The following is a 25,638-nucleotide window of genomic DNA, read 5'->3' as shown; positions in this document are numbered from 1 at the left end:
GCGGGCCCGGTAGGTGTCGGGAGAGAGAAAGGGGGGAGGCTCTCCCGCGGGTCGGTCCGGATGCGTCAGGCGATGACGGTGGGCACTCCGCAGCGGACCTTGTTGACCTGGACATCGGCTGCCCCGAGGCGGACACCGAGCGCCTGCGTGAGAGAGAACACGGTCGCATCGAGTGTCGGGGCAATCGTGGCCAGGCTATTGCCGACGATGTTGGTGACAGAGGACAGGCTGAGCGAGAGGCCCAGGGTCTGGGCTTCGAGGTCGGTCTGCGCGATCAGCGAGGTCGCCAGCGACTGGGTGAGATCCTGCGTCGAGACCGTCTTGGTGACCTTGTCGCGAATGTCGGCAAAGGTGAAGAGGACCTCCTGCGGGCCGGTCGCGCCGCCCAGCGACACTTCCGAAAGCGCGGTGACGCGCGCAATCAGCGGCACATTGACAAGCGTGGCGCGCGAAAGCGTGACTGCGCTCGAGAGGTCGCCCATGTCCCGGGCATCGGGCCGTCCGATGCCGATGGTGCCGATGGCTGGCGTCACGCCGAGCCGCACGCCGTCGCTGTCCGGATCGCCGCTGCACTGGATATCGTTGAGGGTGGCCTCGGCCTGGGCAAGTTCGGTATAGAGGGGCAGTTCGACCGAGGGCAGCCAGGGGCTCCCCGTGCCCACGCGCGCGGACACGAGCAGCCGGGCCTGGGCCGTGCGCAGGACGTAATCGCGCGCGCCGGTGATCGTCAGCCAGGGGGAATGCGCCAGTCCATAGCCGCGTACGAGACGCACATGGACGCTGGAGAGCCCGGTGGCGGCCAGGTCCAGTTCGATGTCGAGCGTGTCGCCGTGCGAGAGTTCGAGCAGCATGCGCACCAGCGAGAAGGCATCGACCTCCACCCCCGCCGTGCCCGGATCGTAGTCAAGCGCGCCGTAGGGGCCCAGATCGAGGAGGTCGGCAAGGCGCACCTCGACGAAGGGGGCCTCGTTTGCGATCCGGTCGATGAGGGCGATCGTGGCGCTGTCGGACGCGGTCGAGCCGATCGCGCGCAGCGCATCGCCCAGCGGTACAGGCGTGTCGAACAGTTCGGCGTAGGTGCCCTCGTTCGCATTGACCTGCAGCTTGAGGGCCTCGGCGTATCCCAAGAGGTCGACGTCGGCGCTGGCAAGGTTCTGCGAATCGAGCACCGAGAGGTTGAGCTCGGTGCCGATCAGCGCCGAGAGCAGCGCGTTGGGAATGCCATCCGACACGGTGGCAAGGCTCGAGCCCAGTGAATAGGCGGCCATGTCGATCCGCGCGGCCGTGGCGCGCGCGCGCACCGTGGCCGTTTCGAAGCCGAGCGCACGCCCGAAGAAGAGCGGGACGGTCTGGACAAGGTGGACGCGCGCGGCGCTGTCCTCCCCGCCAAGCTGGAAGCGTTCGTCCAGGGGCACGATCTTGTCCTGACGATAGGTGCCGCTTTCGAGTTCGGCGATCTCGATGTCGGTCTCGCGGCTCTGGTCGATGAGGCCCTGGACCGCCGAGCGGCGCATTTCGAGGACGTTTTCCTGTGCGGCGGCCATCGCGGCGGCATCGGCCAGGCCCTGAAGGCGGCGCTCAGCGAGGTAGATCGCGCCCAGGTCCACAGCGACCGTTGCCACCCCCATCAGCATGAGCAGCGAGCCGGCGAGCATGACGGTCACCGCGCCCTCGTTCTCGCGGCGAAGGGGGAGAAGGCGTGTCGTGAATGCTTTCATGGGCCAACTCCTCAGATCCCGGCAAGCTGGACGGTGGAGGCGCGCGCGATCGTGTCGCCGGGCAGGGGCACCAGGGAGTTGCTGAACATTTCGGCCTGGCTGACATCGTAGACGAGGGTGACGCGGTAATACTGGCCGTCGAGACCGGTCTGCACGGTCACCAGGTCCGGGTCTAGCGTGCCGGTGTGCAGGACGCTGTCAGCAACACTGGTGTCGACCAGCTGGCGCCGTTCGAGCGCGTCGAGCCCGGCGACTGAAGCGCGGGCCGCCTCGTTGGCGACCTGCTGTAGCGAATGGGCGGCCATGAACCAGCCGCCGTAGGTCACAACGCCCAGAAGCAGCATGATGAGGACGGGAAGGGCGAGCGCGGCCTCCACCAGGACCGCGCCGCCCGTGTGGGTGGGCAGGCGCCGGATCCGCGCCAGGCGCCGCGCGACGGGAGCCAGAATGCGGCGAGGCCGCGCGTAACGTGGGTAGATGGCTCCTCCGATAGCCTTGGTCATCGTCTCTCTCCTTATCTCCACGTTCAGGATGCGCGCGGAATGCAAAGGAGGGTTTGAAGGTTCGGAAGGCCAGGCTTCGCATTTTACACAGAGAGGTCTTGGGGAAATTCCTCCGCTTTTCAGATCTTTGCGCGCCTGGTTAATTTCAGGAAAAGGTTTGTGCCCGCCGTCATTCGTATTGGACAGGTGGTTATTGCAATTTTCCGTTTACCTTTGTGTCCTCGGGAAGGGGGCAGGCGCCGATTTGAGAGGCAAGGGGAGGGCTCCCTTGAAACTATCTGCTCTTCCTCCACGCTTCCGGGCTCAGGCGGCGTCGCTCTCGTCGGTCAAGACGGCGATGGCCCCTTCGCTGCCGTAGACCCCTTCGAGCTTCACCAGCGCCATGCACAGCGGGATCGTCTCGCCCCGATTGGTCAGGAAATGGGTGTGCAGGCGGACCGGCTCGCCGCCGCGCAGCACGCCTTCGAGCGTTTCGCGAAAGGCAACCTTGTCGGGCAGATCGACTAGGTCGGTGAGGGCGACGCCGATGAGACGCTCCTCGGGCAGGTCGAGCATTTCGCAGAAAGGGGCATCGACGCGGTCGATGGTGCCGCGCACGGAGACGCGGGCATAGGCCACGCCGCCATGCTTGTTGAGCGCCTCGATCATGGCTTCCTTGACGTTGGCCTTGAAGTGGCGCTCGACGTCCTGGGTGATGTCGTGGAGGCGGATGGCGAGGCGGTCCTCGAGCGGGAAGGTCTGGAAGCGCAGCCAGGCGTTCTCGACGAAGGGGGAAGGGATGTCGGCCATGTTCGGGTGCCCGTGCACCAACGTCTGGCGGGCCTGGACTTCGAGCAGGCTGCCGCTGATGCAGGGAAGGGCCTCGATCAGCGTGGGGCCGATCAGCGTGCCGGGCCGCGACTTGGTCAGGGCGTGGGCATTGCGATTGGCGTAGACGACGCGCATGTTCTCGTCGCAGGCGATGATGCCGTCGTCGATCCAGTCGGCCAGCGCGAAATTGGCCGATTCGTTGCGCTGGTTCGGGCTCTCGCCCGGTTCGCCGCCGCCGATCCGGTTCCACAGATCAATGGGGCAAAGCACGTGCGTCTCGCGCCCGTGATGGGTGATGAAAACCGGCGAATCGTGTGCTTCATCGCGAAACCGCGCAAACTTGCGCACGAATTCGGCCGCTGAGACGTAGCCCATACCTGGCGTGCCCTCTTTCTCTCTCCACCCCAGCGTGCACCAAGGCGTCTCCAATCCGGGCAACAGGGATTGTTCTCTGTCCACGTTTTCGTGGATCTATCGCCCTGCTGCCATTCGAACGTTGCGATCCCGAAGGGCAGGGTACGAGCCAAGTGTATAACACTTTTTTAAGATATCGGGCAGCCACTATGATCCATAGTGAACGTATTGGCCGCCTATGTGCCTCATCCCAACGCAAACGGGGCGGGCTGGATGTCCAGCCCGCCCCGCGTGTCGGTTCCGATGAAGGAAGCCGGGTTCGGCTTAGCCGAGGCCCTGGGCCTTCATTTCCTTCTCGAGGTTCTCGACGATCGCCTCGAAGAACTGCTCGGTGGTCATCCAGCTCTGGTCCGGACCGATCAGGAGCGCGAGGTCCTTGGTCATCTTGCCGCTCTCGACGGTCTCGATGCAGACGCGCTCAAGGGTCTCGGCGAAGGCGACGACGTCCGGGGTGTTGTCGAACTTGCCGCGGTAGGAAAGGCCACGGGTCCAGGCGAAGATCGACGCGATCGGGTTGGTCGAGGTGGCCTTGCCCTGCTGGTGCTGGCGGTAGTGACGGGTCACGGTGCCGTGGGCAGCTTCGGCTTCAACGGTCTTGCCGTCGGGCGCCATGAGAACCGAGGTCATGAGACCCAGCGAGCCGAAGCCCTGCGCAACGGTGTCCGACTGCACGTCGCCGTCGTAGTTCTTGCAGGCCCAAACGAACTTGCCCGACCACTTGAGCGCCGAGGCGACCATGTCGTCGATCAGGCGGTGCTCGTAGGTGATGCCGGCTTCCTTGAACTTCTCGGCGAAGCCTTCGGTGTCGAACACTTCCTGGAACAGATCCTTGAAGCGGCCGTCGTAGGCCTTCATGATCGTGTTCTTGGTCGACAGGAACACCGGCCACTTGAGGTTGAGGCCGTAGTTGAACGAGGCGCGTGCGAAGTCGCGGATCGACTCGTCGAGGTTGTACATCGCCATGGCGACGCCCGGAGCCGGGAAGTCGAACACTTCCTTGTCGATGACCTGGCCGTCTTCGCCTTCGAACACGAGACGCAGCTTGCCCGGGCCCGGGATCAGCGTGTCGGTGGCGCGGTACTGGTCACCGAAGGCGTGACGGCCGACCACGATGGGGTCGGTCCAGCCCGGAACCAGGCGGGGGACGTTGCTGATGACGATCGGCTCGCGGAAGACAACACCGCCCAGAATGTTGCGGATCGTGCCGTTGGGCGAACGCCACATCTTCTTGAGGCTGAATTCCTCGACGCGGGCTTCGTCCGGGGTGATCGTGGCGCACTTGACGGCGACACCGTATTCCTTGGTGGCGTTGGCGGCGTCGACGGTGATCTGGTCGTCGGTCTCGTCACGCTTGGTGACCGAGAGATCGTAGTACTTCAGATCGATGTCGAGGTAGGGAAGGATCAGGCGTTCGCGGATCCACTCCCAGATGATCTTGGTCATCTCATCGCCGTCCATTTCGACGATGGGGTTAACTACCTTGATTTTTGCCATTCGAGAAAAGCTCCCCTGGGGTGAAGGTGGGTGAGAATTGGGCCGTCTCTTAGGCAGAGAGCGCCCGTATAGCAAGGCGGGTCTGTCCGGGCGTCCCGGAGCGCCTTGCAAGCTGAAGATAATGATTTGCATTATTTGGTCTGCGCAAAGACCGGGCGTTGGGCTATCGCGGCCGGGTGCGCATTGCCAAGGGCGCGATGCGGGCCAGCGAAGTGGCGGGAAGGCGGGCGCGGCGCGCGATTGCGCAGGTGCGGCTCTTCGGGCATCGCTGCGCGCACCATGCGAATCCGCCGTGCCGCCCGCTTGCTTGTACTCGACGCGCAGTTGCGCGTTTTGCTGCTGCGCTTTGTCTTTCGTGAAGGCGCTTTGCGCGGAGGCGATTTCTGGGCGACGCCGGGTGGCGGGCTCGAGCCGGGCGAGGACTTCGCGCAGGCGGCCGCGCGCGAACTGTTCGAGGAGACCGGCCTTGTGATCACCGATCCCGGGCGCGAGGTGGCGCGGCGCACGGTGCACTTCGTCATGCCGACAGGCGAGCCGGTGGAGAGCGAGGAGCGCTACTTCCTGGTGCACAGCGACGGTACGGCCCTGTCGGCGCTCCATCGCACAGCCCTGGAGCAGGATGCCATAGCCGGGCACCGCTGGTGTCCTCGTGCCGAACTGGAGCGGCTGGAGGAGCAGGTCTGGCCCGAGGACCTTGCGGCCATGCTCGTCGAAGCCGGCGTGTGGTGAGCGGGGAAGGGCGTGCAAAGCCCCAAACAAAAACCCCGCCTGGCTTTTCAGCCGGCGGGGTCTTGCGGAATGGTGGGCGTAGCAAGGATTGAACTTGCGACCCCTACGATGTCAACATAGTGCTCTACCACTGAGCTATACGCCCATTCCATTCGAGCGTTCCGAGAAGTTGTCCCCCTCGGTGGAGAGGCCCTCTAAAGCGGCTTCCGATTCTTGGCAAGGGCTTTTTTCAGAAAAATGTAATCAGATCTGCGCGTGTTCGCTCAAACCGAACATTCGCTGCACTTCCAAGACGATATCGCGCAGGTGGAAGGGCTTGGACAGCACCTTGGCCTGCGGGGCTTCACGGCTGGCGCGCAGCGAAACGGCGGCAAAACCGGTAATGAACATGACCTTGGTGGCGGGCGCGATCTTGGCGCAGCGCTGGGCCAGTTCGATGCCGTCCATCTCGGGCATGACGATGTCGGAGAGGAGCAGGTCGAAGCTGTCGCTTTCGAGGTGGGGCAGCGCTTGCGTGCCTCGGTCGACCGCGACGACGTCGTACCCGGCATTTTCCAGGGCGCGTGCGAGGTAGGTGCGCATGGCCTGATCGTCTTCGGCTAGGAGGATGCGGATCATCTCTTGTTTTATTCCAACCTGGTGTTCGTGTGCGACCGCAAGGCGGTGTCCTGTGAAGCGGCCTCCCGATCCGATGGAATCGGACCAACCGCTCCAGATTATGCTTTTTCCGCATATTCGGAATCATCAGGTGAATCCATCACGCGGAAAAGTGCTCTGGGCGACTCGTCATAGCGCGGTTGGGGTTAAATTTCTTGCCCGTAATGGGCTTGGGGCCCTGTCGGGGCGAGGCCGCGAGGTGGGCTGTGCGCCGGGGCTTTGACAGGGGCGTGGGAACGGGGCAGCGTTCGCCCCATGTCGCCTGCTCCCCATTCACCAGATTCGTTGTCCGGCCCGGACGCGCCGTCCCTCGCGCTTTCGGGAGGCAGTGTGCCGGGGCATGCGCAGCCGCAGCCCGCGTACACGCTGCATGGAGGAGGCGCAGGGGAGATGCCGATCCTGCTGGCCGTGCCGCACGCGGGGAGAGCCTATCCCGAGGCGCTGCTGGGGGACCTGCGCGAAGCTGCGCAGGCGAGTGTGCGGCTGGAAGATCGCTTCGTCGATCTCCTTGCGCGCGGGGTGGCCGAGGCGACCGGTGTCGACCTGCTTCTGGCGCATGCGCCGCGGGCGATGATCGACCTCAACCGTGCGCCCGAGGATGTCGACTGGGGCATGGTCGAGCGCATGCCGGGCGAAGGGGGCTCGGGTGCGTCGCGCGGGAGCCTGTCGCCGCGGGCGCGCAGCGGCCTTGGTCTCATTCCCCGGCGCTTGCCAGGTATTGGTGAGCTGTGGCGCCGTTCGCTGCGCCGCGAGGAGGTCGAGGCCCGGATCGCGCAGGTCCATGCGCCCTACCACGCCGCGCTTGCGCAGCGCCTTGTGGAAATTCGCGCGCGCTGGGGTGTGGCGCTGCTGGTCGATCTGCATTCGATGCCCCCGCTCCAGGTCCGGCCCGGCCAGACCGGCGCCGAGATCGTGATTGGGGATCGCTTCGGGGCGAGTTGCCATGGCGCGGTCATCGCCGCGACCTTTGCTCATTTTGCCCGTTGCGGGCGCGCTGCAGCGCATAATCGGCCCTATGCCGGGGGCTATGTCCTCGACCGTCATGCCGCGCCCCGTCGCGGCATCCACGCGCTCCAGGTCGAGATTGACCGGACGTGCTATCTCGATGCGCAGATGCGCACGCCGAGCGCGGGTGTCGACGTTCTGGTGGAGGAGCTTGCGGGCCTGGTTCGGGTCCAGGCCGCGGCGGTCATGGAGCTGGCGCACCCGCGTGGGGGCGAGGACGGCGGCGAGGGCTGGCCGCTCGCCGCACAGTAGGCGCAGGAGGTTTGGCGCCTCGTGCGTGCAGACCTAAAAAAACCACCCCGCGCGACGCGCGAGGTGGCCAAGGTTCAGGGAGGAGGTGCACATCGAGTGCACCAGCCGATCGGGCCATGAGGGTAGCGCCGATCAGGCTGGCTCCAACATAGCGAACCTTGTGCCGAGTTCAAGCGATTCTTCGACGCAAAAATTGCGCATCATGTCCAGTTAAAAAATCACGTGGTCGGATTATCAAATCCAATTGTGACATTTTTGTCATGAAGCGGCTGGTAACCTTCAAAAGCAGCGGCCCGGGCGGACTTCGCGTCTGCGTCGTCCACCCGGGCCGCGGGCATTTCTGGTCAGGCGAGGGCCCGAAGCAGGTGCCTGAGATCAGGCGTACCTGGTCAGGCGCCCCGGTCAGGCATTCGCGGCGGGAGCCTGCGCGGGTGCCTGCGGGCCCTTGCCCTGCTGCATCTGGCGGCCGAAGATGTCGCGCACCAGATCGAGCGAGAAGAGGTGGGCGTAGATCAGCGCGAGGAGGCCGTTCTGGTTCCACTGGCGCAGGATGTCGCCGCGCACTTCGCGCAGCTTGTTCTCGTCGACCATCTTGAAGCCGCGGTAGTTGAAGGGCTGCCCGCCGCCGATGTCGATGTTGAGCTCACCGTCCATGAGCAGGTCGTGCTTCTTGAGCTCGGCCATGAAGTTGCCGGTCTTCGAACCCGCCATCTCGAAGTTCTCGCAGAACTTGAGCATGTTCTTGGTGGTGTCGGTCGGCTCGCCGTCGGCGAACAGAGCCTCGCCTTCCTCGATCTCGCCGATGAGGTCGCTGCTGGGATCGACGCAGAGCGAGAGCTCTTCGCTGTCCGGGCGCAGGCGGGCGAGCATGAAGGGGTAGCGGCGTGCATAGGCCGGGATGTAGATCGGGTTGGGAACCGTGCCGTCGTCCTCGACGAAGACGTTCACGCCCTCGTTCATGCCCATCAGCGCGAGCGGGATCGGCTGGTCGGTGCCGGTGAAGATGATCGGGAAGTGGCGCTGCGCCTGCGGGAACTCTTCGACGGTCAGGGGAATCGAGTTCACCCCGGCCAGCCAGGTGGCCTTGTCGGTCGAACGCGTCTTCCAGCTTGCGTGCTGCTGCGAATTGAGCGGCACCAGATCCTTGTAGAACAAGGGAAGGGATGGATTCTGTGGCGCAGTGGCCATTGCAATACTCTCCGCGATCGAGGTTTCAAAAAAGATCAGCGCGTGGCTTTAGTGGCTTGATTGCGGCCGTGCAAGCCGAGGGTTCCCGCCACTAGGGGACTTCTACTCAGTTCATCAACTTACCCGGGTTGAGGAGACCTTGCGGATCGAGTGCGGACTTGACCGCGCGCAGCAGCCCCAGTGCCACCGGGTCGGCCAGCCGGGCCAGTTCGTCGCGCTTGAGCTGGCCGATCCCGTGCTCGGCCGAGATCGAGCCGTTCCACTGCGTGACCAGATCATGGACGCGCGCGCTGATGGCCTTGGCCTCGCCCGCATACCAGGTGGCGGCATCGACGCCTTTGGGGGCAATCATGTGGAAGTGGACATTTCCATCGCCCAGGTGCCCGAAGGCCACCGCGCGTGTGCCCGGCCACTCGGCTTCGAGCTGGGGGCTGACTGTCTCGATGAAGCGGGGCATGTCCGCCACGGGCACCGAGATGTCGTGCTGGACGGCGGGCCCTTGCGCGCGCTCGGCGGGCGAGACGGATTCGCGCAAGGTCCAGAATGCCTCGGCCTGAGCCTCGTTGGCCGCGATCGTGGCATCGGCGATCACCCCGTCCTCGAGCACGCTGGCCAGCGTGGCTTCGCACTGGTCGCGCAAGCCCGCACCCGATCCTGCGGGCGCATCGCGCGGTGCGACAGCTTCGATGAGCACATGCCAGGGCGCGCGTGTCGCCAACGGTGCGCGGGCCTCGGGAAGGTATTCGAGTACGTGGTCGAGGCAGGGCTGGGGCAGCACCTCGAAGCCCTCGACCGCGCCCGGGAGCGCGTCCTCGCAGTGATGGAGCAGTTGGCGCGCGGCGCCGAGCGAGGGCGCGGCCGCCCAGATCACCACCCGCTCGCCGATGGCAGGCACAAGCTGGAGCGTGGCGGCGGTGACAATGCCCAGCGTGCCTTCCGCGCCGATGAAAAGCTGCTTGAGGTCGAAGCCCCGGTTGTCCTTGCGCAGCGGCGTCAGCGCCGAATAGACCTCGCCGCTCGCCAGTACCGCCTCGATGCCCAGCACCATGGCGCGCATCGAGCCATGGCGCAGCACCTGCGTGCCGCCCGCGTTGGTCGAGATAAGCCCGCCGACCGTGGCCGAGCCCTTGCCGCCCAGCGTCAGGGGAAAGCGCAAGCCTTGCGCCTCGGCCGCCTCGTGCAGGCTCTGGAGCACGACGCCCGCTCCGCAGGTGATCCGCTGCTCGGCTACATCGATGGCGCCCATCGTATTCATCCGGCGCAGCGAGACAAGGAGTTGATTGCCCTCGGGGGAGGGCGTGGCGCCTCCCGACATGCCGCTGTTGCCGCCCTGAGGGACGAGCGCCACACCATGCGCCGCGCACAGCTTCACGAGCGCGCTCAGCTGCGCGGTGTCGGCCGGCGAGGCGAGGGCGAGGCAGGCGCCGTGAAAGCGGCCGCGCCAGTCGGTGGTCCAGGGCGCGGTCAGGTCTGTATCGCGGGTCAGGCCGCGCGGGCCAAGCAGGGCGTTAGCCTCGGTCAGGAAGGTGTCGAAGGTGCTCATCTGCGCGGGTCTATGGCACAGCCCCCTGGCACTTTCATCCCTTCTTGCAGGCGTGCGTGGTTCCCGGGCGCAAGGTTCAGCAGGCGTTCAAGCTGTTGCGCTAGGGATCGGCTTGCGGCATCACCGTGCGTCGGGGAAATGGGTCTGCAATGAGTTTCACATCCGTCCTGCTGATACCGCTGGCGTTTCTTGCGCCGGCGTCCTCGGCCTTGCAGCCGCGGGACGGTGGGGCGTGGGGGCATGACACCGCGCGCAACCAGCTCTGGCCCGAGACGGTGGCTCTGGATGAGGCGCCGGGGGCTCTTGCCTTTCCTGAAGAACAGATGCGCAGCGCGCAACCGGAGCCCGCCTGGCAGGTGCGCATCGAGCGGCGCATGACGATCCGCATTTCCCCCCGAGGCCGGGCGCCGCTTCCTCCCGACATGCGCGGGATCGCCATGCCCGGCGGGCCGGGCGCACCGCGCTACGAGGAGCGCCCAATGAGCAAGTGCGTTGCGGCGGCCGGGATCGCGGGGGTTCAGCCCGAACGCGGCAACCGCCTGATCTTCTTCATGCGCGACCGGCGCGTGGTGAGCGCGGAACTTGATCATTCGTGCCGCGCGATGGACTTCTATTCGGGCTTCTATCTTGCGGGCAACGAAGACGGAAAGGTCTGCGTCAAGCGTGACAAGCTGCAATCGCGCAGCGGCACCAAATGCAGTCTGACCCGCATGCGTGAACTTGTCCGGATTCGGGACTGACGGCTATTCGTCCGCGAGTTCTGCGGATTTCCTTGACTTTTGTGCACCAATCGGACTAGGGGCCCGCAATCGTAATGCGCGGGTCCCAAGCGGCCGGTGCATTGCCAAGAACACATGTTGTCCCGCATCCCCTTATCCGGAAACCTGAGCGTATATGAGCTTTGCCGACCTCGGCCTGTCTGACGAATTGCTGCAAGCGGTGGAAGCCGCGGGCTACAGCGAACCGACCCCAATTCAGGCGCAGGCGATCCCCCCGGTCCTCATGATGAAGGATCTCATCGGGATCGCACAGACCGGCACCGGCAAGACCGCCAGTTTCGTTCTCCCGATGATCGACGTGCTCGCGCATGGCCGCCGCCGTGCGCTGATGCCGCGCTCGCTGATCCTGGAGCCGACGCGCGAACTCGCCGCGCAGGTGGCGGATAACTTCGTCAAGTACGGCAAGAACCACGACCTGCGCATGGCGCTGCTGATCGGCGGCGTCCAGATGGGCGAACAGGTCAAGGCGCTGCAGGAAGGCGTGGACGTCCTGATCGCGACGCCGGGCCGCCTGATGGACCTGTTCGAGCGGGGCAAGATCCTGCTCACAGGCTGTGAACTGCTGGTCATCGACGAAGCCGACCGCATGCTCGACATGGGCTTCATCCCGGACATCGAGACGATCTGCTCGAAGCTGCCGACCAACCGCCAGACGCTGCTGTTCTCGGCAACGATGCCGCCGGTTATCAAGAAGCTGGCTGACCGCTTCCTCGAGAACCCCAAGTACATCGAAGTCGCCCGTCCGGCTTCGACCAACACCAACATCGCCCAGTTCAAGGTGCCGGTTACTGCGCGCAAGAAGCGTGAGACGCTGCGCGAGATCCTGCGCACCGACAACGTGTCGACCGCGATCATCTTCTGCAACCGCAAGACGACCGTGCGCGAACTGGCCAAGAACTTGAAGCAGAACGGTTTTGCCGCTGGCGAGATCCATGGCGACATGGACCAGTCCTCGCGCATCGCCGAGCTCGACTGCTTCAAGTCGGGTGAGATCAACATTCTCGTCGCTTCCGACGTTGCCGCGCGCGGTCTCGACGTGAAGGGCGTGAGCCACGTCTTCAACTACGACACGCCCTGGCATCCGGACGACTACGTCCACCGCATTGGCCGTACCGGCCGAGGCGGCGCTTCGGGCCGGGCCTTCACGCTCGTGACCCCGGACGATGCCGAAGCGGTGGAGAACGTCGAGAAGCTGACAGGTGGGACGATCCCGCTGTTCGGTGAGGCTGCGGACAGCGCAGAGGCGGCTCCTGCCGCTGAAGAGGCCGAAGCTGCTCCCGCGCCGCGCAAGCGCGCCAGCCGCTCGAAGACGGCCACCAAGACCGCTGCGGCTCCGGCCAAGGCGAAGCCTGCTCCTAAGGCAGCGGCGAAGCCCGCTCCGGCCCCCGTGGCGGAGGAGACGGTCGAGGCCGAGAGCCCGGCCCCCGCTCCCAAGCGCCGCGCGCCGCGTCGCCGGGTCGAACCCGCGGTGGCAGCCCCCGTGCTCGAAGCGGCGGGCGACTGGAACGGTCCGATCCCGGACTTCCTCGCGGTTTCCGCGGTTTCCTGAAACGAGCGCCTGTCTGGCGCGCGCCTTACGTGGTGCGCGCCAGCTGGTACATCAGCTCGATGAAACCTAGGCTCGCACGGGACATCCCGGCGACCTTGGGGTTGGTCGAATCGATCACGAAATATTCGTCAGGGGCATGTGCACCGCTGCCATGGCCGATGCCGAACTGTGTCGCGGGAATGGAAACCGGCGGCGCGGTAAACACGGCGCCCGGCCAGGATCCGGCGAGGCGCGGGAACAGGTTCGCCTTCACGCCCATCGCCGCATAAACCTCTTTCTGCGCGCGGATCAGGCGGGCATCTTCGGCGACTTCGGTGGGATCGTAGCCCCCGGTCACCTTCATCTCGACATCGGGAAAACCATGGGCGTCGAGGTGCGCGCGCAGCTTGCGCTCGGCTTCGGCGCGGGTCTGGTTCGGGACCAGGCGCAGGTCCAGCTTGGCGGTCGCGCGCCCGGGCAGGATCGTCTTGCCGCCCGGGCCGGTGTAGCCCGCGACGAGCCCCTCGATGTTGACCGTGGGCTGACTGGCCTGGCGCGCGATTGCGGCCTCGAAGGGCAGGTCGTCGATCCAGTGGGTGACCCCCATCATCGCCTTGACCTTGGCTTCGTCGGTGTTCGCCGCCGAGATGGCGATCAGTTCCTTCTCGCGCGCCGTAAGCGGGCGCACGTTTTCGAACCAGCCGTCGATGGCGGCGGTATTCCCATCCGGCGTCACGAGCGTCTGCAGCGCCTGGACGAGGCGCCAGACCGGCGAATCGACGCTGGCCTTGTTGCTGGAATGAATGTCGCCGACCGGGCCACGGCCCCAGGCCTCGCCGCTTGCGATGAGTTCGAGTTCGACCACGCCCTTGGCGCCGAGGTTGATCGAGACTTCGCCATCGGGCCCCTGCCAGCAGGCGGGAATGAAGATCCCGGCGCACTTCTTCAGGGCAGGAAGGACCTTGGGGTGGGTCGCGAGCTGCTTGAAGTGGGGCGAGCCGATTTCCTCTTCCCCTTCCGCGACGAGGACGAGGTTTACAGGCGGCGTGATCCCGGCCCGGCGCATCGCGTGCAGCCCGGCCAGCAGCGTTGCCTGTGGGCCCTTCTGGTTGATCGCTCCGCGCCCGACCAGCGCCTGGCCCCACCCGGGCTTGGCGATGATGTGCCCCTCAAGCGGCGGCGAGGACCACTCGGCCGGGTCGAACTGCTTCACATCGTACATGAAGTAGAGCCCCAGCGTTGTCTCGGCGCCGTTGTCCATGACCCCGAAGACGCCTGGAAATCCATCGGTCGGAACGACCTCGACGCTTTCGAATCCGGCCTCGCGGGCAAGGCGCGCCATCATCTGCGCGCCTTCGGGCATGTTGCGGTTCTCCGCCGCGATCGAGGGCAGGGCGATCCATTCGCGCAGCCGGGCGATGTCGGTTTCGCGGCCCGCCTCAAGCTGGCGCAGGATTGCCCCTTGCGGCGTGTCGGCGGCGAGCGCGCGCGCCGGAAGACCTAGTGCGCCGAGCGCGGGCAGCATCAGCGATGCGCCCAGCAGGCGGCGGCGATCGAGCGACGGCGTGGTGGCGGTCGTGGTGTTCATGGCGGTCCTCCCCTCCGGACGTGTGCGAGCAGGATGCGCAGATGACGGCGGGCTTGCAAGTCGGTCCATGGACAGCGCGCTTTTTTGCGCTTGCCTCCTGGCGCGGGAACTCCACTCTGGCAGGTGCGATAGCAACGAACGGACGCGTCGACGTGCGTTCGAATGGAAGGGTTACTGATGAAAATTCCGATGGTTATGTCCGCTCTGGTGCTCGCGGGGCTGAGCGTTGCAGCCAGCGCGCAGGACAGTGCTCCCACGGCCAAGGTCGAAACAGGTACTCTGGCGGGTGTCGCACAGGACGGGGTCCTGAGCTGGAAGGGTATTCCTTTCGCCGCCCCGCCGACGGGCGAACTGCGCTGGCGCGCGCCGCAGCCGGCCAAGGCCTGGTCGGGCGTGCGCGCGGCCAAAAGCTATGCCTCGGATTGTATGCAGAAGCCCTTTGGTGGCGATGCCGCACCGCTCGGCACGCCGCCTGCGGAGGATTGTCTCTACGCCAATGTCTGGCGCCCGGAGAAGGCGCAAGGCAAGCTGCCCGTCCTGGTGTGGATCTATGGCGGCGGCTTCATCAACGGCGGCGCTTCGCCAGCGACCTATTCGGGGGCGGAACTCGCGAAGAAGGGCGTCCTCGTCTTCAGCTTCAACTACCGGATCGGGCGCTTCGGCTTCTTCGCACACCCCGCGCTGACCAAGGCCGATCCCGACGACGGCAAGCTCGTCAATTACGGTTACATGGACCAGGTCGCCGCGCTCGAATGGGTGAAGCGCAACATCGCGGCCTTCGGCGGTGACCCGGACAACGTGACGATTGCGGGCGAAAGTGCGGGCGGCAACTCGGTCGACAACCTGCTGACGCTTCCCGCAGCGAAGGGCCTGTTCGACAAGGCGGTGGTCATGTCGGGCGGCAATGGCGAGGGCTTTACCAAGTCGAGCATGGAAACCGCGCACGAGGCAGGCCTGGCCTTTGCAAAGAAGAAGGGCATCACCGGCACAGGCCCCGCCGCGCTGGATAAACTGCGCGCGCTCTCGGGCGAGGAAGTGGTCGATGGCCTCAACCTCATGGCGCTCTTTGCACCGCAGGAAGGGCCCGTCACCTACACGCTGCCCGTCGTTGACGGCGTCACCGCTGCGCCCCAGCGTACCCATTTCGAGAACGGCGACTTTGCGCATGTCCCGGTGATGATCGGCGCGACGGCCGCCGACATCGGCGGTGTCGAGGGGCAGATGGTCGCAGGCGCGCGCAAGCTTGCCAAGGCGATCGGCGATCAGGGTGTGCCGGTCTACGAGTACCGCTTCTCCTACGTCGCCGATTCGGTCGCCGCGCCCGGCGCCCAGCACGCCACCGACATCCCCTTTTTCTTCGACACGCAGAAGGCCAAGTATGGCGACGAGACAAGCGTGCGTGACAACGCGATGGGTGATGCGATGAGCAGCTATCTCGTCAACTTCGCCAAGACCGGCGCGCCCAGCACGGGGTGGGGGCTTCCGGCCTGGAAGCCTTACGCCGAGGCAGACGGCCAGATCATGGACTTCGCGACTGATGGCAAGGTCCACTTCCGCGAGGACCCCTGGCAGGACAAGATCGACGCCACGGAGATGTGACGAACAGATAGAGAAAGGGCCGGAAGGGAGATACCTTCCGGCCCTTTTTGAATAGCTTTCAGGCGGGTTTTACGAAACTGTCGAGGACCCGTTTGGAGCCCGACTTCTCGAACTCGATCTCCAGCTTGTTGCCTTCCTGCGAAGCGACGGTGCCATAGCCGAACTTCTCGTGAAACACGCGCGCGCCCACTTCGATGTCGGTGCGCGGCTTGGAGGCGAAGCTCGCCGCGCTGCGGGTGGTTTCCTTGACCCGCTTGGGGGCGGTCTCGAACTCGCGCTGGGCGGCGCGCTGCCAGCCTGGCCCGCGCGTGACCGTACGGCCCGGCTGGGAGCGGGCGACGTCGGCGAAGGGATCGGCGTGTTCGGACCACTGCGCGCGCCAGAGCGAGGCGCCGCCCGAGAGCGTGGTTTCGCTTTCGATCTGGTCCTCGGGCAGTTCGGCGATGAAGCGCGAGGGGATCGAACTGGTCCATTGGCCGTAGATGCGCCGGTTCGCTGCGTGGAGGATGGTGCACTTGCGGCGCGCGCGGGTGATCGCGACGTAGGCGAGGCGGCGCTCTTCCTCGAGACTGGCCAGCCCGCCTTCGTCCAGCGAGCGCTGCGAGGGGAACACGCCGTCCTCCCAGCCGGGCAGGAACACGTTGTCGAATTCCAGACCCTTGGCCGCGTGCATGGTCATGATGGTGACCTTCTCCTCGTCGTCGCGCGCATCGTTGTCCATGACGAGGCTGACGTGTTCGAGGAAATCGCCGAGGCTGTCGTACTCCTCCATCGCGCGAGCGAGTTCGACCAGGTTTTCAAGACGTCCGCTGGCCTCGGGCGTGCGTTCGGCCTGGAGGGCGTCGGTGTAGCCACTCTCGTCGAGCGCGGTGCGGATGAGGTCGGCGGGGCCATCTTCCTTCGCCATGTCGCGCCAGCGCGCGAAATCGCGCATCAGCGAGAGCAGCGTGTTGCGCGTGCGCGCGGGCAATTCGTCGGTGTCGCAGATTTCAAGCGCGGCCTTGGCGAGCGGGATGCCGCGGCGGCGCGCCAGCAGGTGCAGCTTTTCCAGGGCCTTTGCGCCAAGTCCTCGCTTGGGCGTGTTGTAGATGCGCTCAAACGCGAGGTCGTCGGCGGGCTGGGCAATGACGCGCAGATAGGCAAGCGCGTCGCGGATTTCCGCGCGTTCGTAGAAGCGGAAGCCCCCGACTATGCGGTACTTCATCCCAATCGAGATGAAGCGGTCCTCAAACTCGCGGGTCTGGTACTGCGCGCGCACGAGGATCGCGATCTGGTCGAGCGGGGCGCCTTCGCGTTCGAGGCGCTCGATCTTGTCGCCCACCCGGCGTGCTTCCTCCGGCGCGTCCCAGACGCCGACCACGTGGAGCTTGTCGCCGCCATGGCGCTCGGTCCAGAGCGTCTTGCCGAGGCGCTGCGTGTTCTCGTCGATGAGGCCCGAAGCGGCAGCAAGGATCTGCGGGGTGGAGCGGTAGTTCTGTTCGAGCCGGATGACCTTGGCGCCCGGAAAGTCCTTTTCAAAGCGCAGGATATTGGCGACTTCGGCCCCGCGCCAGGAATAGATCGACTGGTCGTCGTCACCCACCACGCAGATGTTGCGGCGGTGCTGGGCGATAAGGCGCAGCCACAGGTACTGGACCTGGTTGGTGTCCTGGTACTCGTCCACCATGACGTACTTGAAGCGCTGCTGGTACTGCTCGAGCACGTCGCGGTGCTCGCGCAGGATGTTGAGCATGTGGAGCAGAAGATCGCCGAAGTCGCAGGCGTTCACCGCCTTCAGGCGCTCCTGATACATATGGTAGAAATGCTGGCCCTTGCCCTCGGCGTAGGCCTCATTCTCGCGCGCATCGAGGTCGCGCGGGTTGAGGCCACGGTTCTTCCAGCGGTCGATGCACCCGGCCAGTTGCTTGGCGGGCCAGCGCTTCTCGTCGATCCCCTCGGCCTGGATCAGCTGCTTGAGGAGGCGCAGCTGGTCGTCGGTGTCGATAATCGTGTAGTTCGATTCCAGGCCCACCAGTTCGGCGTGGCGGCGCAGCATCTTGGCCGCGATGGCGTGGAAGGTGCCGAGCCAGGGCATGCCTTCGACGGCCGGTCCGACGAGTTGCCCGACGCGCTCGCGCATCTCGCGCGCGGCCTTGTTGGTGAAGGTGACGCACAGGATCTCGCTCGGCCAGGCGAGGCGGCTCTGAACGAGATAGGCAAGGCGCCGGGTGAGGGCAGAGGTCTTGCCCGTGCCTGCACCGGCCAGCATCAGCACCGGCCCTTCGGTCGTCAGGACGGCGTCGCGCTGGGGCTCGTTCAGTCCGGCGATGAGGGGATTGGACGCGTCGGCGCCTGCAGGATGAGCGGGCGCGGCGGGCAGGGGGGAATGGCTCTCGGTCACCCGTGAACAACTAGGGAACGGATTAACCCGGTGCAAGGTCGCTTCGTCGCCGTCCTGGAACAATTCCACTGGCCAATGCGTCGAAATGGAGTGATCGGCCCCGGGATGTGCGGCGGTCCGCCAGCGTCGGAAGGCGGCTGCGGGCTGCGCACAGGGGGCTTTAAGTAATGGGAGTAAGATTATGAAGAAAGGTCTTATTGCTTGCGCAGCTGCGGCTGCGGTACTGCCCCTTTGCGCCCAGGCGCAGAGCGCTTCGGCATCCCCTGAGGTCGTCGAGAAGGACGCGCGCGGAATGGCGGCGAAGGTCCGGGTCGAGGGCAAGGTTTACGAGGTATGCCGCGGTGAGGCGACCGACGGCTGCATTAATCCACGTGAGGCCGGCCTCAACTTCGGCAACCGCCCGCTCGACCACTATCCCGAGGACAAGGGGTTGGAGACGCCGGCTTCCTGATCCCTCCAAGGTAACTCCAGCAAAAAGGGCGCCGGGACTTTCGGCGCCCTTTTTCGTTTCAGGCAAGTGTGTTGCAGCCTGTTCCTCAGACCTTGCGCAAGATGTGAAGGCGGGCCTTGCCAACATCGCGGGTCGCCTCGACGTCGAAGCCGCGCACCGAGACGCTTTCATCCCGGGCGGTCTCGATCGAGACCCAGGTCGCCTCGTTGATCCAGCCCAGACGCGCCAGCTTGTCGGCTGCCACCGCTCCCGCGCCGGTGTCGTAGGGCGGGTCGAGCAGGACGAGATCGAGAGCCTCCTTCGCCGTTCCGAGCGAAAGCGCGGAGACCGGGCGCACGTCGCTGCGGTCCTGGGCCTTGAGGTTTGCGATATTGCGCCGGATCGCGCGGATCGCCGCGGCGTCCTGATCCACGAAAAGGCAATGCGCCGCCCCGCGCGAAAGCGCTTCGAGGCCCAGAGCACCCGAGCCTGCAAAGAGGTCGGCCACCTTGAGGCCCTCGAAGGTGCCAAGGCGGCTCGCCAGCATCGAGAACAGCGTCTCGCGCGTGCGGTCGGCGGTGGGGCGGGTGGTGTCACCCTCAGGGGTGGCGAGCTTGCGCCCGCGCCATTCGCCCGCGACGATGCGCAGGCCGGTCCGGGTGGCCGGTCCCTTCATCTCGTGGTCTCCCTCAGCCCTTCGCGCGGTCGATATCGCCGCGGAAGCGGTCGAGCACTTTCGCGTCGATCTCGACGGCGGCGCCCTTGGGCAGCTCATCCAGAGCAAAGGGGCCGTAGCCGATGCGGATGAGGCGGCTGACCTTGAGGCCGAAGTGTTCGAGGACGCGGCGCACTTCGCGGTTCTTGCCCTCGGTGAGCGTCATCTCGATCCAGCGGTTGCGTCCGGCGCCGCGCTCCATGTTGGCGTCGATCTTGCCGTAGCGCACGCCATCGATCTCGACGCCCTCGATGAGACTTTCGAGCTGCTCCTGGGTGATGTCGCCGAAGGCGCGGGCGCGGTAGGTGCGCGGAACGCCGGTCGAGGGCAGTTCCAGCGCGCGCTTGAACTCGCCATCGTTGGTGAGCAGCAGCAGGCCCTCGGTGTTGAAGTCGAGACGGCCGACCGGCATCACGCGGCCCGCATCCTTGGGAAGGGCGTTGCGCAGCGCGGCGTAGATCGTCGGGCGACCGGCCGGGTCGCGCTCGGCGGTGATGAGGCCTGCGGGCTTGTGGAAAGCGAAGAGGCGCGTGGCGTCCGCTTCCTTCACCGGGTTGCCATCGACGGTGACGCCTGCAAGCGAGGTCAGCACGGTCGAGGGGGTCTCGACCAGCTCATCGTTCAGTTTCACGCGCCCTTCGGCGATCATGCGCTCGGCCTCGCGGCGGCTGGCAACCCCGGCTCGGGCGAGCAGCTTGGCGATGCGGTCGCCTTCGCGGGCGGGCAGGTTCGGGTCCTTGGGCGTGGGGCCAGCGGGCTTGGGCTTGCCGAAGCTGCGCGGGCGCGATCCGGCGCCGCCCTTGCGTTCGTTGAAAGGGCCGTCGCGGCGAGGCTCGTCGGAGGAGCGGCCACCCGAACGGGGGCCACGCGATGGGCCGCGCGCAGGGCCGCGGCCTTCGGAGCGGCGCGAATCGGATCCGCGCGAATCGGATCCGTACGAGGAACCGCCGGATTTGCGAGGTGGTTTGGACATCCGCCGCCCCATACCTGTTGATCGCGGCTTCATCCAGCCTTCCCTTCACGCGGCGCGTCGTTAAGTTGCGCGCATGATCATGACGAAAAGGATCGAATGTGACCGCGCAGACGACTAACCAACGACGCGGCCTATGGAATTCGGTCCGGCCCTACATGGAAAAGGAGTCCGTCGCGGCCTTCATGCTGGGGGTGTCCTCGGGCTATCCCTTCGCGCTCCTGGCGGCGACGCTGACAACCCGCCTTGCTCAGGACGGGATCGAGAAATCGACGATCACGACCTTCGCTCTGGCCTTCTTCGTCTACAACCTGAAGCCGCTGTGGGCCTGGGTGATCGACGGGGTTTCGCTGCCCGTGATCGGACGTCTGGGCCAGCGCGTCTCCTGGATGCTGGTCGTCGGCCTGCTTGTCATGGCGGCTAACCTCAACCTCGCGCTGGTCGACCCGAAGGCGGACATTGCCGCGACCGCGCTGGCCGCGGTCCTCATGGGGCTTGCAGGGGCAACCTTCGACATCGTGATCGATGCCTACCGTATCGAGACCTTGAAGCCTTACCAGCTGGGGACCGGCTCGGGGATGAGCCAGTATGGCTGGCGCATCGGTTCGGGGCTCGCCGCCTCGCTGGCGCTGGTCGTTGCGGCGCGTTCGGACTGGCACCTGGCCTATGCGGTCTGCGCGGTCTTCGCGCTGCCCGCGATGCTGACCGCGCTCATCGTGGGTGAGCCCCAGCGTCACCAGGTCGTGCGTGACAAGAAGGGCATGGGCGAGATCTGGGCCTCGATCGCGGGTCCGTTCGCGGAGTTCTTCCAGCGTAAGGGCGCATTCCTCGTCCTCGCTTTCATTCTCGTCCACAAGATCGGTGATACGCTGGCCAACCTGACCTTTCGCCTGCTGTTTGACGATCTTGGTTTCTCCAATGACGAGATCGCACTCTATGACGTGGGGATCGGGTTCTGGGCGCTCATCATAGGTGTGTTCGTGGGCGGCGTGATCTACGCGCGCATGGGCCTCAAGCGTTCGGTGCTGATTGCGTTGGTGCTGATGGCGGTCTCCAACCTCAGCTTTGCTATGCTGGCCGCCGCGGGCCACTCGAACCTGGGCATGGCGCTCGCCATCGGGTTCGAGAACTTTGCGAGCGGCTATGGCGGCGTGGTCGTGGTGGCCTACTTCTCGGCGCTGTGCGACCTGCGCTTCACGGCAGCGCAGTATGCGCTGATCTCGGCCGGGGCGAGCGTCGTCGGGCGCTTCCTTACCGGCACCACGGCGGGTGCGCTGATCGAGGCGATGGGTTATGTGAACTTCTACCTGGCGACCACCGTCGCAGCCCTTCCTGGCATCGCGATCTTCGCGGTGATGATGGCGACCGGTCTTGTCGACGATGCCATGGGTACGGCCGGCGAAGTGGGCGAGGGCGACGCGCGCGAGTGAGCGCGCGGGCCTTCCCGGCCGCTCAGTCGGGAAGCTGGTGGTTCGCGGCCAGTACGGTGCCTGCAAGGTAGAGCGAGCCGCCGATAAGGACGACTTCGCCGTCCTTCAGGTCGAGCCCTTCAAGGGCCGCACGCACGCCTTCAGCGCTCTTCGCCTCGGGGGCGAGGGCGTAGTCGAAATCACCCGCTGCGTGCCACTCGTGGCCGGGAACCGGTACCACGGTCACACTGGCGAGCTGGGCGGCGAGCGGGCGGATCAACGCGTGCGGGTCCTTGTTCGCGAGCATGCCGATGACGAGGTGCACGTACGGGCGCGGCTCCCGGAAATGCTGGGCAAGCGCGTTGCCCGCATCGGGATTGTGACCGCCATCGAGCCAGCACGGCGTACTTTCCGGAAGAAGCTGCGTCAGGGGGCCTGCCTCGAGCCGTTGCAGGCGCGCGGGCCAACGCGCCCAGTCCATCGCGGCGGCGAGCGCGGCGTCGGGGATGGCAATCGCGTCCTGGTGGCGCAGCATGGCAACGGCAAGGCCTGCATTGATCGTCTGGTGCGGCCCGGAGAGGCGTGGGCGCGGCAGGTGCAGCAGGCCCTTGTGATCCTGGTAGGAGAAGCCGTCCGGTTCGGGCGCGGTCGACCAGTCCGAGCCTGCGCGCACGACGTAGGTCCCGGCGCGCTCGGCCTGGGCCTCCACGGTCTCGTTCATGCCAGGGCCGTAGCTCAGCGTGACGAGGGCGGCGCCCGCCTTGGCGATGCCTGCTTTCTCGAAGGCAATGCGCGCGAAAGGATCGTCCGGGGTGCCTTCGCTCGGCGAAAGCAGGAACTGCTCATGGTCGATGCCGAGCGCCGCGATGCCGCAGACGAGGGGATCGGGAATGACATTGGTGGCATCGAGCCGTCCGCCCAGGCCCACCTCGAAGATGCAGGCGTCCGCAGGCACGCGCGAGAAGGCCAGGAAGGCGGCCGCTGTCGAAATCTCGAAGAAGCTGGCACCGATGCCGTGGGTCTCGGCCACGTCGAACACTTCGGCGAGCAATTCGGCGAGCGGCTCGTCCGAGATCAGCGTGCCCGCAACGCGAATGCGCTCGTTGAAGCGCACCAGGTGCGGGCTGGTGAAGACGTGGACGGTCTTGCCCGCCGCCTCAAGCGCGGCGCGCAGGAACGCGCAGGTCGACCCCTTGCCGTTGGTGCCCGCGACGTGGAAGACCGGCGGCAGCGCGCGCTCGGGATGGCCGAGGTGCGCGCACAGGTCCTTGATGACGTCGAGCCCGATACGGCCCTGCGGGACCGACAGCGCGGCAAGACGATCAAGCTGGGTCTGGACGGCCGGGGCTTCCGAGACCGCGAAGTCGTTGGGGCGGGACATGGCTGTTCGGGCGTGCCTTCGAGGCGCTCAGCGCGCGGAGTGGACGGCCTCGGCCAGCGCCGAGGTGAGTTCGCGCAAAGGCCCGGCGGCCTTGTCGCCATGCTCCTTGACGAGATCGACGAAGGCCGAGCCCACGACGACGCCGTCTGCGACCTTCGCGATGGCGCTCGCCTGTTCGGGCGTGCGCACGCCGAAACCGACCGCGACGGGAATGTCGCTGGCGGCCTTGAGCCTGCCCACGGCGTCCTCGATCGAGGTCTGGGCGGCTGTCTGCGTGCCGGTGATCCCGGCGACCGAGACGTAGTAGAGGAAGCCCGAGGAGCCTTCGAGAACGGCGGGAAGCCGCGAAGCGTCGGTGGTGGGGGTGGCCAGGCGGATCAGCGAGATGCCTGCAGCGCGCAGCGCCGGGCCGAGCTCAGCGTCCTCTTCGGGCGGAATGTCGACGCAGATCACGCCGTCAACGCCCGCCTTGGCGCATTCGGCGGCAAACCAGTCGGCCCCGCGTGCGATCATCGGGTTGGCATAGCCCATCAGCACCAGCGGCACGTCCGGGTGGCGCTGGCGGAAGCCGGTCGCCAAGTCGAAGATGTCCTTGGTCCGCGTGCCCTTGCCAAGCGCGCGGATATTGGCCTGCTGGATGGCATCGCCATCGGCCATGGGATCGGTGAAGGGCATGCCCAGCTCGATCACGTCGGCGCCGCCCGCAACGAGCGCGTCGAGGTTGGCGGCGGTGTCCCCATCGCCGCCGGTGATGAAGGTGACGAGGGCCGGGCCCTTGGCGAAGGCGTTTTCGAAGCGGGTCATCAGGTAAACAGGCTCTTTCGGGTCATGCGAAGGATACCGGCAGTCAGGAATACGAAAATGCCGAGATAGCCCAGGCTGATGCCGATGTTCAGCCAGGTGCCCCTGAAGGCGAAGGCCCAGTAGTAGCGCGAGGACGAGAGGTCGATCGAGCGGCGCTGGACCAGTTCGGCGAAGACGAAGATGGCGGGAAAGACCGCCATCCACAGGATCAGGGCGTCGACCAGAGGCCGCTGCCAACCCTTGGTCACAGTTCGACGTCCAGCGCCTCGGCCACCGTGAAGATGTCCTTGTCGCCGCGGCCCGAGACATTGACGACAAGGAGCTGGTCCTCGTCCATCTCAGCGGTCAGCTGGGGCAGGGCAGCCAGCGCGTGGGCGCTTTCGAGCGCGGGGATGATGCCCTCGAGTGCGCAGCACAGCTGGAAGGCTTCGAGCGCCTCGCCATCGGTGATCGGCACGTAGTCGACCCGGCCCGATTCGTGCAGCCAGGAATGCTCGGGGCCAAGGCCGGGATAGTCGAGACCGGCCGAGATCGAGTGCGCCTCGGTGATCTGCCCGTCCTCGTCCTGGAGCAAATAGGTCTTGTTGCCGTGCAGGATGCCGGGCTTGCCGCCCGTCAGCGAAGCGGCGTGCTTGTCGGTGCCAACACCGTGGCCACCTGCCTCGATGCCGGTCATCTGGACGTCCGGATCATCGAGGAACGGGTGAAACAGGCCGATCGCGTTCGAGCCCCCGCCCACGGCCGCCACGAGACGGTCGGGCAGGCGCCCTTCCTTCTCCAGCATCTGCTCGCGGGTTTCCTTGCCGATGATCGACTGGAAGTCGCGCACCAGTTCGGGATAGGGGTGCGGGCCCGCAGCGGTGCCGATGATGTAGAAGGTGTCGTGCACGTTTGCGACCCAGTGGCGCAGCGCATCGTTCATCGCGTCCTTCAGCGTCATGGCGCCGCTCGTCACGGGGACGACTTCGGCGCCCAGCAGCTTCATGCGGAAGACGTTGGGCTTCTGGCGCTCCACGTCGGTCGCGCCCATGAAGATCGTGCAGGGCAGGCCGAAGCGCGCCGCCACGGTCGCGGTCGCAACGCCGTGCTGGCCCGCGCCGGTCTCGGCAATGATCTTGGTCTTGCCCATGCGCATTGCGAGCAGGATCTGGCCGATGCAGTTGTTGATCTTGTGCGCGCCGGTGTGGTTCAGCTCCTCGCGCTTGAAGTAGATTTTCGGGCCCTTTCCAGCGGGCGCCTTTTCGCGCCAGTGCTCGGTCATGCGCGGTGCGTAGTAGAGCGGGCTGGGGCGGCCGACGAAGTCCTTCATCAGCGAATCGAATTCCGACCAGAACGCGGGATCGTCCTGCGCCTTGCGGTACTCCTTCTCGAGATCGAGGATGAGCGGCATGAGCGTTTCGGCGACGTAGCGACCGCCGAACTGGCCGAAGTGGCCGGAGGCATCGGGCAGGGCGCGCCACGAGTTCACCTGGTCGGCTGCCAGAGGGCTCGCGGGGCGGTTCACAGGCGTTTGGTCAGTCATAGTGGGGGCGGATTGGCAGAGCCGCGCGGGCCTGTCCAGCGGGATCGCGCGCTGGGGTGAACTGCCGCGTTTTCAATTGCAAGGAGTGCAATTGCCAGCACATTCAATGCAATAATGTGTCTCTATGCCGCAGAATTGTGACGTCTTGAGGACAGAAAGGAATATTTCGTTCATCTGACCGACAGGTTGGAAGGCGCAGCGGCGCTCCTGCCCCGCAAGA

At 65.9% G+C, this 25,638-nt stretch carries 22 protein-coding genes and 1 tRNA gene; 7 read left to right on the top strand and 16 right to left on the bottom strand.

Annotated elements, in window-relative coordinates; genetic code table 11:
• Positions 1-65: 65 nt before the first annotated feature.
• The 4 genes from LC060_RS12710 to LC060_RS12695 all read right to left on the bottom strand — a co-directional run bounded on the left by LC060_RS12710 (position 66) and on the right by LC060_RS12695 (position 4,939).
• A complete protein-coding gene (locus LC060_RS12710; protein ID WP_226636066.1) occupies positions 66-1,718 on the bottom strand; it encodes a pilus assembly protein TadG-related protein in 1,653 nt (550 codons plus the stop codon).
• Positions 1,719-1,729: 11 nt separating this feature from the next.
• Positions 1,730-2,221: a TadE family protein gene (locus LC060_RS12705; protein WP_226636064.1), complete on the bottom strand. Its 492-nt coding sequence runs from the start codon at positions 2,219-2,221 to the stop codon at positions 1,730-1,732.
• Between the two features lie 303 nt (positions 2,222-2,524).
• Entirely contained in the window at positions 2,525-3,406 is an 882-nt protein-coding gene (locus tag LC060_RS12700; RefSeq protein WP_226636062.1) for a PAS domain-containing protein, read from the bottom strand.
• Positions 3,407-3,709: 303 nt separating this feature from the next.
• Positions 3,710-4,939 (bottom strand): NADP-dependent isocitrate dehydrogenase, encoded by a 1,230-nt coding sequence (locus LC060_RS12695; protein ID WP_213501350.1) that lies wholly within the window; start codon positions 4,937-4,939, stop codon positions 3,710-3,712.
• A gap of 279 nt (positions 4,940-5,218) precedes the next feature.
• Here LC060_RS12695 and LC060_RS12690 point away from each other — a divergent pair, with 279 nt between their 5' ends.
• The gene (locus tag LC060_RS12690; protein WP_226636060.1) at positions 5,219-5,668 is read left to right on the top strand and encodes an NUDIX hydrolase; all 450 of its coding nucleotides are present in this window, start codon (positions 5,219-5,221) and stop codon (positions 5,666-5,668) included.
• 70 nt (positions 5,669-5,738) lie between these two features.
• Here LC060_RS12690 and LC060_RS12685 read toward each other — a convergent pair.
• A tRNA-Val gene (locus tag LC060_RS12685) sits at positions 5,739-5,813 on the bottom strand.
• Between the two features lie 98 nt (positions 5,814-5,911).
• On the bottom strand, positions 5,912-6,286 hold the full coding sequence (gene cpdR, locus LC060_RS12680; protein WP_039394380.1) for a cell cycle two-component system response regulator CpdR: 375 nt from the start codon (positions 6,284-6,286) through the stop codon (positions 5,912-5,914).
• A gap of 429 nt (positions 6,287-6,715) precedes the next feature.
• Here cpdR and LC060_RS12675 point away from each other — a divergent pair, with 429 nt between their 5' ends.
• Positions 6,716-7,582 (top strand): N-formylglutamate amidohydrolase, encoded by an 867-nt coding sequence (locus LC060_RS12675; protein ID WP_226636058.1) that lies wholly within the window; start codon positions 6,716-6,718, stop codon positions 7,580-7,582.
• A 402-nt stretch (positions 7,583-7,984) separates the two neighbouring features.
• Here the strand turns inward: LC060_RS12675 and LC060_RS12670 are convergent, their stop codons facing one another.
• Complete coding sequence (locus tag LC060_RS12670; protein WP_226636056.1) at positions 7,985-8,770, bottom strand: SapC family protein; 786 nt, start codon at positions 8,768-8,770, stop codon at positions 7,985-7,987.
• Positions 8,771-8,876: 106 nt separating this feature from the next.
• Positions 8,877-10,313 carry an FAD-binding oxidoreductase gene (locus LC060_RS12665; RefSeq protein WP_226636054.1) on the bottom strand — a complete coding sequence of 479 codons (1,437 nt, stop codon included), beginning with the start codon at positions 10,311-10,313 and terminating at the stop codon, positions 8,877-8,879.
• 149 nt (positions 10,314-10,462) lie between these two features.
• On the opposite strand from LC060_RS12665, the gene LC060_RS12660 reads away from it, so the two are divergent.
• Together LC060_RS12660 and LC060_RS12655 are read left to right on the top strand one after the other, a co-directional pair.
• Positions 10,463-11,053 (top strand): hypothetical protein, encoded by a 591-nt coding sequence (locus LC060_RS12660; RefSeq protein ID WP_226636053.1) that lies wholly within the window; start codon positions 10,463-10,465, stop codon positions 11,051-11,053.
• A gap of 154 nt (positions 11,054-11,207) precedes the next feature.
• Complete coding sequence (locus LC060_RS12655; protein ID WP_226636051.1) at positions 11,208-12,641, top strand: DEAD/DEAH box helicase; 1,434 nt, start codon at positions 11,208-11,210, stop codon at positions 12,639-12,641.
• Between the two features lie 25 nt (positions 12,642-12,666).
• Here LC060_RS12655 and LC060_RS12650 read toward each other — a convergent pair whose 3' ends face one another.
• The gene (locus tag LC060_RS12650; protein WP_226636049.1) at positions 12,667-14,208 is read right to left on the bottom strand and encodes a M20/M25/M40 family metallo-hydrolase; all 1,542 of its coding nucleotides are present in this window, start codon (positions 14,206-14,208) and stop codon (positions 12,667-12,669) included.
• A 177-nt stretch (positions 14,209-14,385) separates the two neighbouring features.
• On the opposite strand from LC060_RS12650, the gene LC060_RS12645 reads away from it, so the two are divergent.
• On the top strand, positions 14,386-15,807 hold the full coding sequence (locus LC060_RS12645; protein ID WP_226636047.1) for a carboxylesterase/lipase family protein: 1,422 nt from the start codon (positions 14,386-14,388) through the stop codon (positions 15,805-15,807).
• 58 nt (positions 15,808-15,865) lie between these two features.
• Here LC060_RS12645 and LC060_RS12640 read toward each other — a convergent pair whose 3' ends face one another.
• Positions 15,866-18,166 carry an ATP-dependent helicase gene (locus LC060_RS12640; RefSeq protein WP_226636541.1) on the bottom strand — a complete coding sequence of 767 codons (2,301 nt, stop codon included), beginning with the start codon at positions 18,164-18,166 and terminating at the stop codon, positions 15,866-15,868.
• Positions 18,167-18,368: 202 nt separating this feature from the next.
• Here LC060_RS12640 and LC060_RS12635 point away from each other — a divergent pair, with 202 nt between their 5' ends.
• Positions 18,369-18,638 (top strand): hypothetical protein, encoded by a 270-nt coding sequence (locus LC060_RS12635; protein ID WP_226636045.1) that lies wholly within the window; start codon positions 18,369-18,371, stop codon positions 18,636-18,638.
• 85 nt (positions 18,639-18,723) lie between these two features.
• On the opposite strand, the gene rsmD is transcribed toward LC060_RS12635, so the two are convergent.
• Positions 18,724-19,293, bottom strand: a complete 570-nt coding sequence (gene rsmD, locus LC060_RS12630; RefSeq protein WP_226636043.1) for a 16S rRNA (guanine(966)-N(2))-methyltransferase RsmD — start codon at positions 19,291-19,293, stop codon at positions 18,724-18,726.
• A gap of 13 nt (positions 19,294-19,306) precedes the next feature.
• Positions 19,307-20,305 (bottom strand): pseudouridine synthase, encoded by a 999-nt coding sequence (locus LC060_RS12625; protein ID WP_319005425.1) that lies wholly within the window; start codon positions 20,303-20,305, stop codon positions 19,307-19,309.
• Positions 20,306-20,460: 155 nt separating this feature from the next.
• Between LC060_RS12625 and LC060_RS12620 the strand changes: the two genes are divergently transcribed.
• The gene (locus LC060_RS12620; protein WP_226636041.1) at positions 20,461-21,732 is read left to right on the top strand and encodes an AmpG family muropeptide MFS transporter; all 1,272 of its coding nucleotides are present in this window, start codon (positions 20,461-20,463) and stop codon (positions 21,730-21,732) included.
• Positions 21,733-21,754: 22 nt separating this feature from the next.
• Here LC060_RS12620 and LC060_RS12615 read toward each other — a convergent pair whose 3' ends face one another.
• The 4 genes from LC060_RS12615 to trpB are packed head-to-tail and all read right to left on the bottom strand — an operon-like array spanning position 21,755 to position 25,418.
• Positions 21,755-23,092 carry a bifunctional folylpolyglutamate synthase/dihydrofolate synthase gene (locus LC060_RS12615; RefSeq protein WP_226636039.1) on the bottom strand — a complete coding sequence of 446 codons (1,338 nt, stop codon included), beginning with the start codon at positions 23,090-23,092 and terminating at the stop codon, positions 21,755-21,757.
• A gap of 27 nt (positions 23,093-23,119) precedes the next feature.
• Entirely contained in the window at positions 23,120-23,896 is a 777-nt protein-coding gene (gene trpA, locus LC060_RS12610; RefSeq protein ID WP_226636030.1) for a tryptophan synthase subunit alpha, read from the bottom strand.
• Entirely contained in the window at positions 23,896-24,144 is a 249-nt protein-coding gene (locus LC060_RS12605) for a hypothetical protein (RefSeq protein WP_039394344.1), read from the bottom strand. The genes trpA and LC060_RS12605 overlap by 1 nt, the downstream gene beginning before the upstream one ends.
• A complete protein-coding gene (trpB, locus tag LC060_RS12600; RefSeq protein ID WP_226636027.1) occupies positions 24,141-25,418 on the bottom strand; it encodes a tryptophan synthase subunit beta in 1,278 nt (425 codons plus the stop codon). Before trpB ends, LC060_RS12605 begins: the two co-directional genes overlap by 4 nt.
• Between the last annotated feature and the right edge of the window lie 220 nt (positions 25,419-25,638).

This window comes from Novosphingobium profundi (assembly GCF_020524485.1).
GTDB lineage: Bacteria > Pseudomonadota > Alphaproteobacteria > Sphingomonadales > Sphingomonadaceae > Novosphingobium > Novosphingobium profundi_A.
This window is presented reverse-complemented; position numbering and strand designations above follow the sequence as displayed.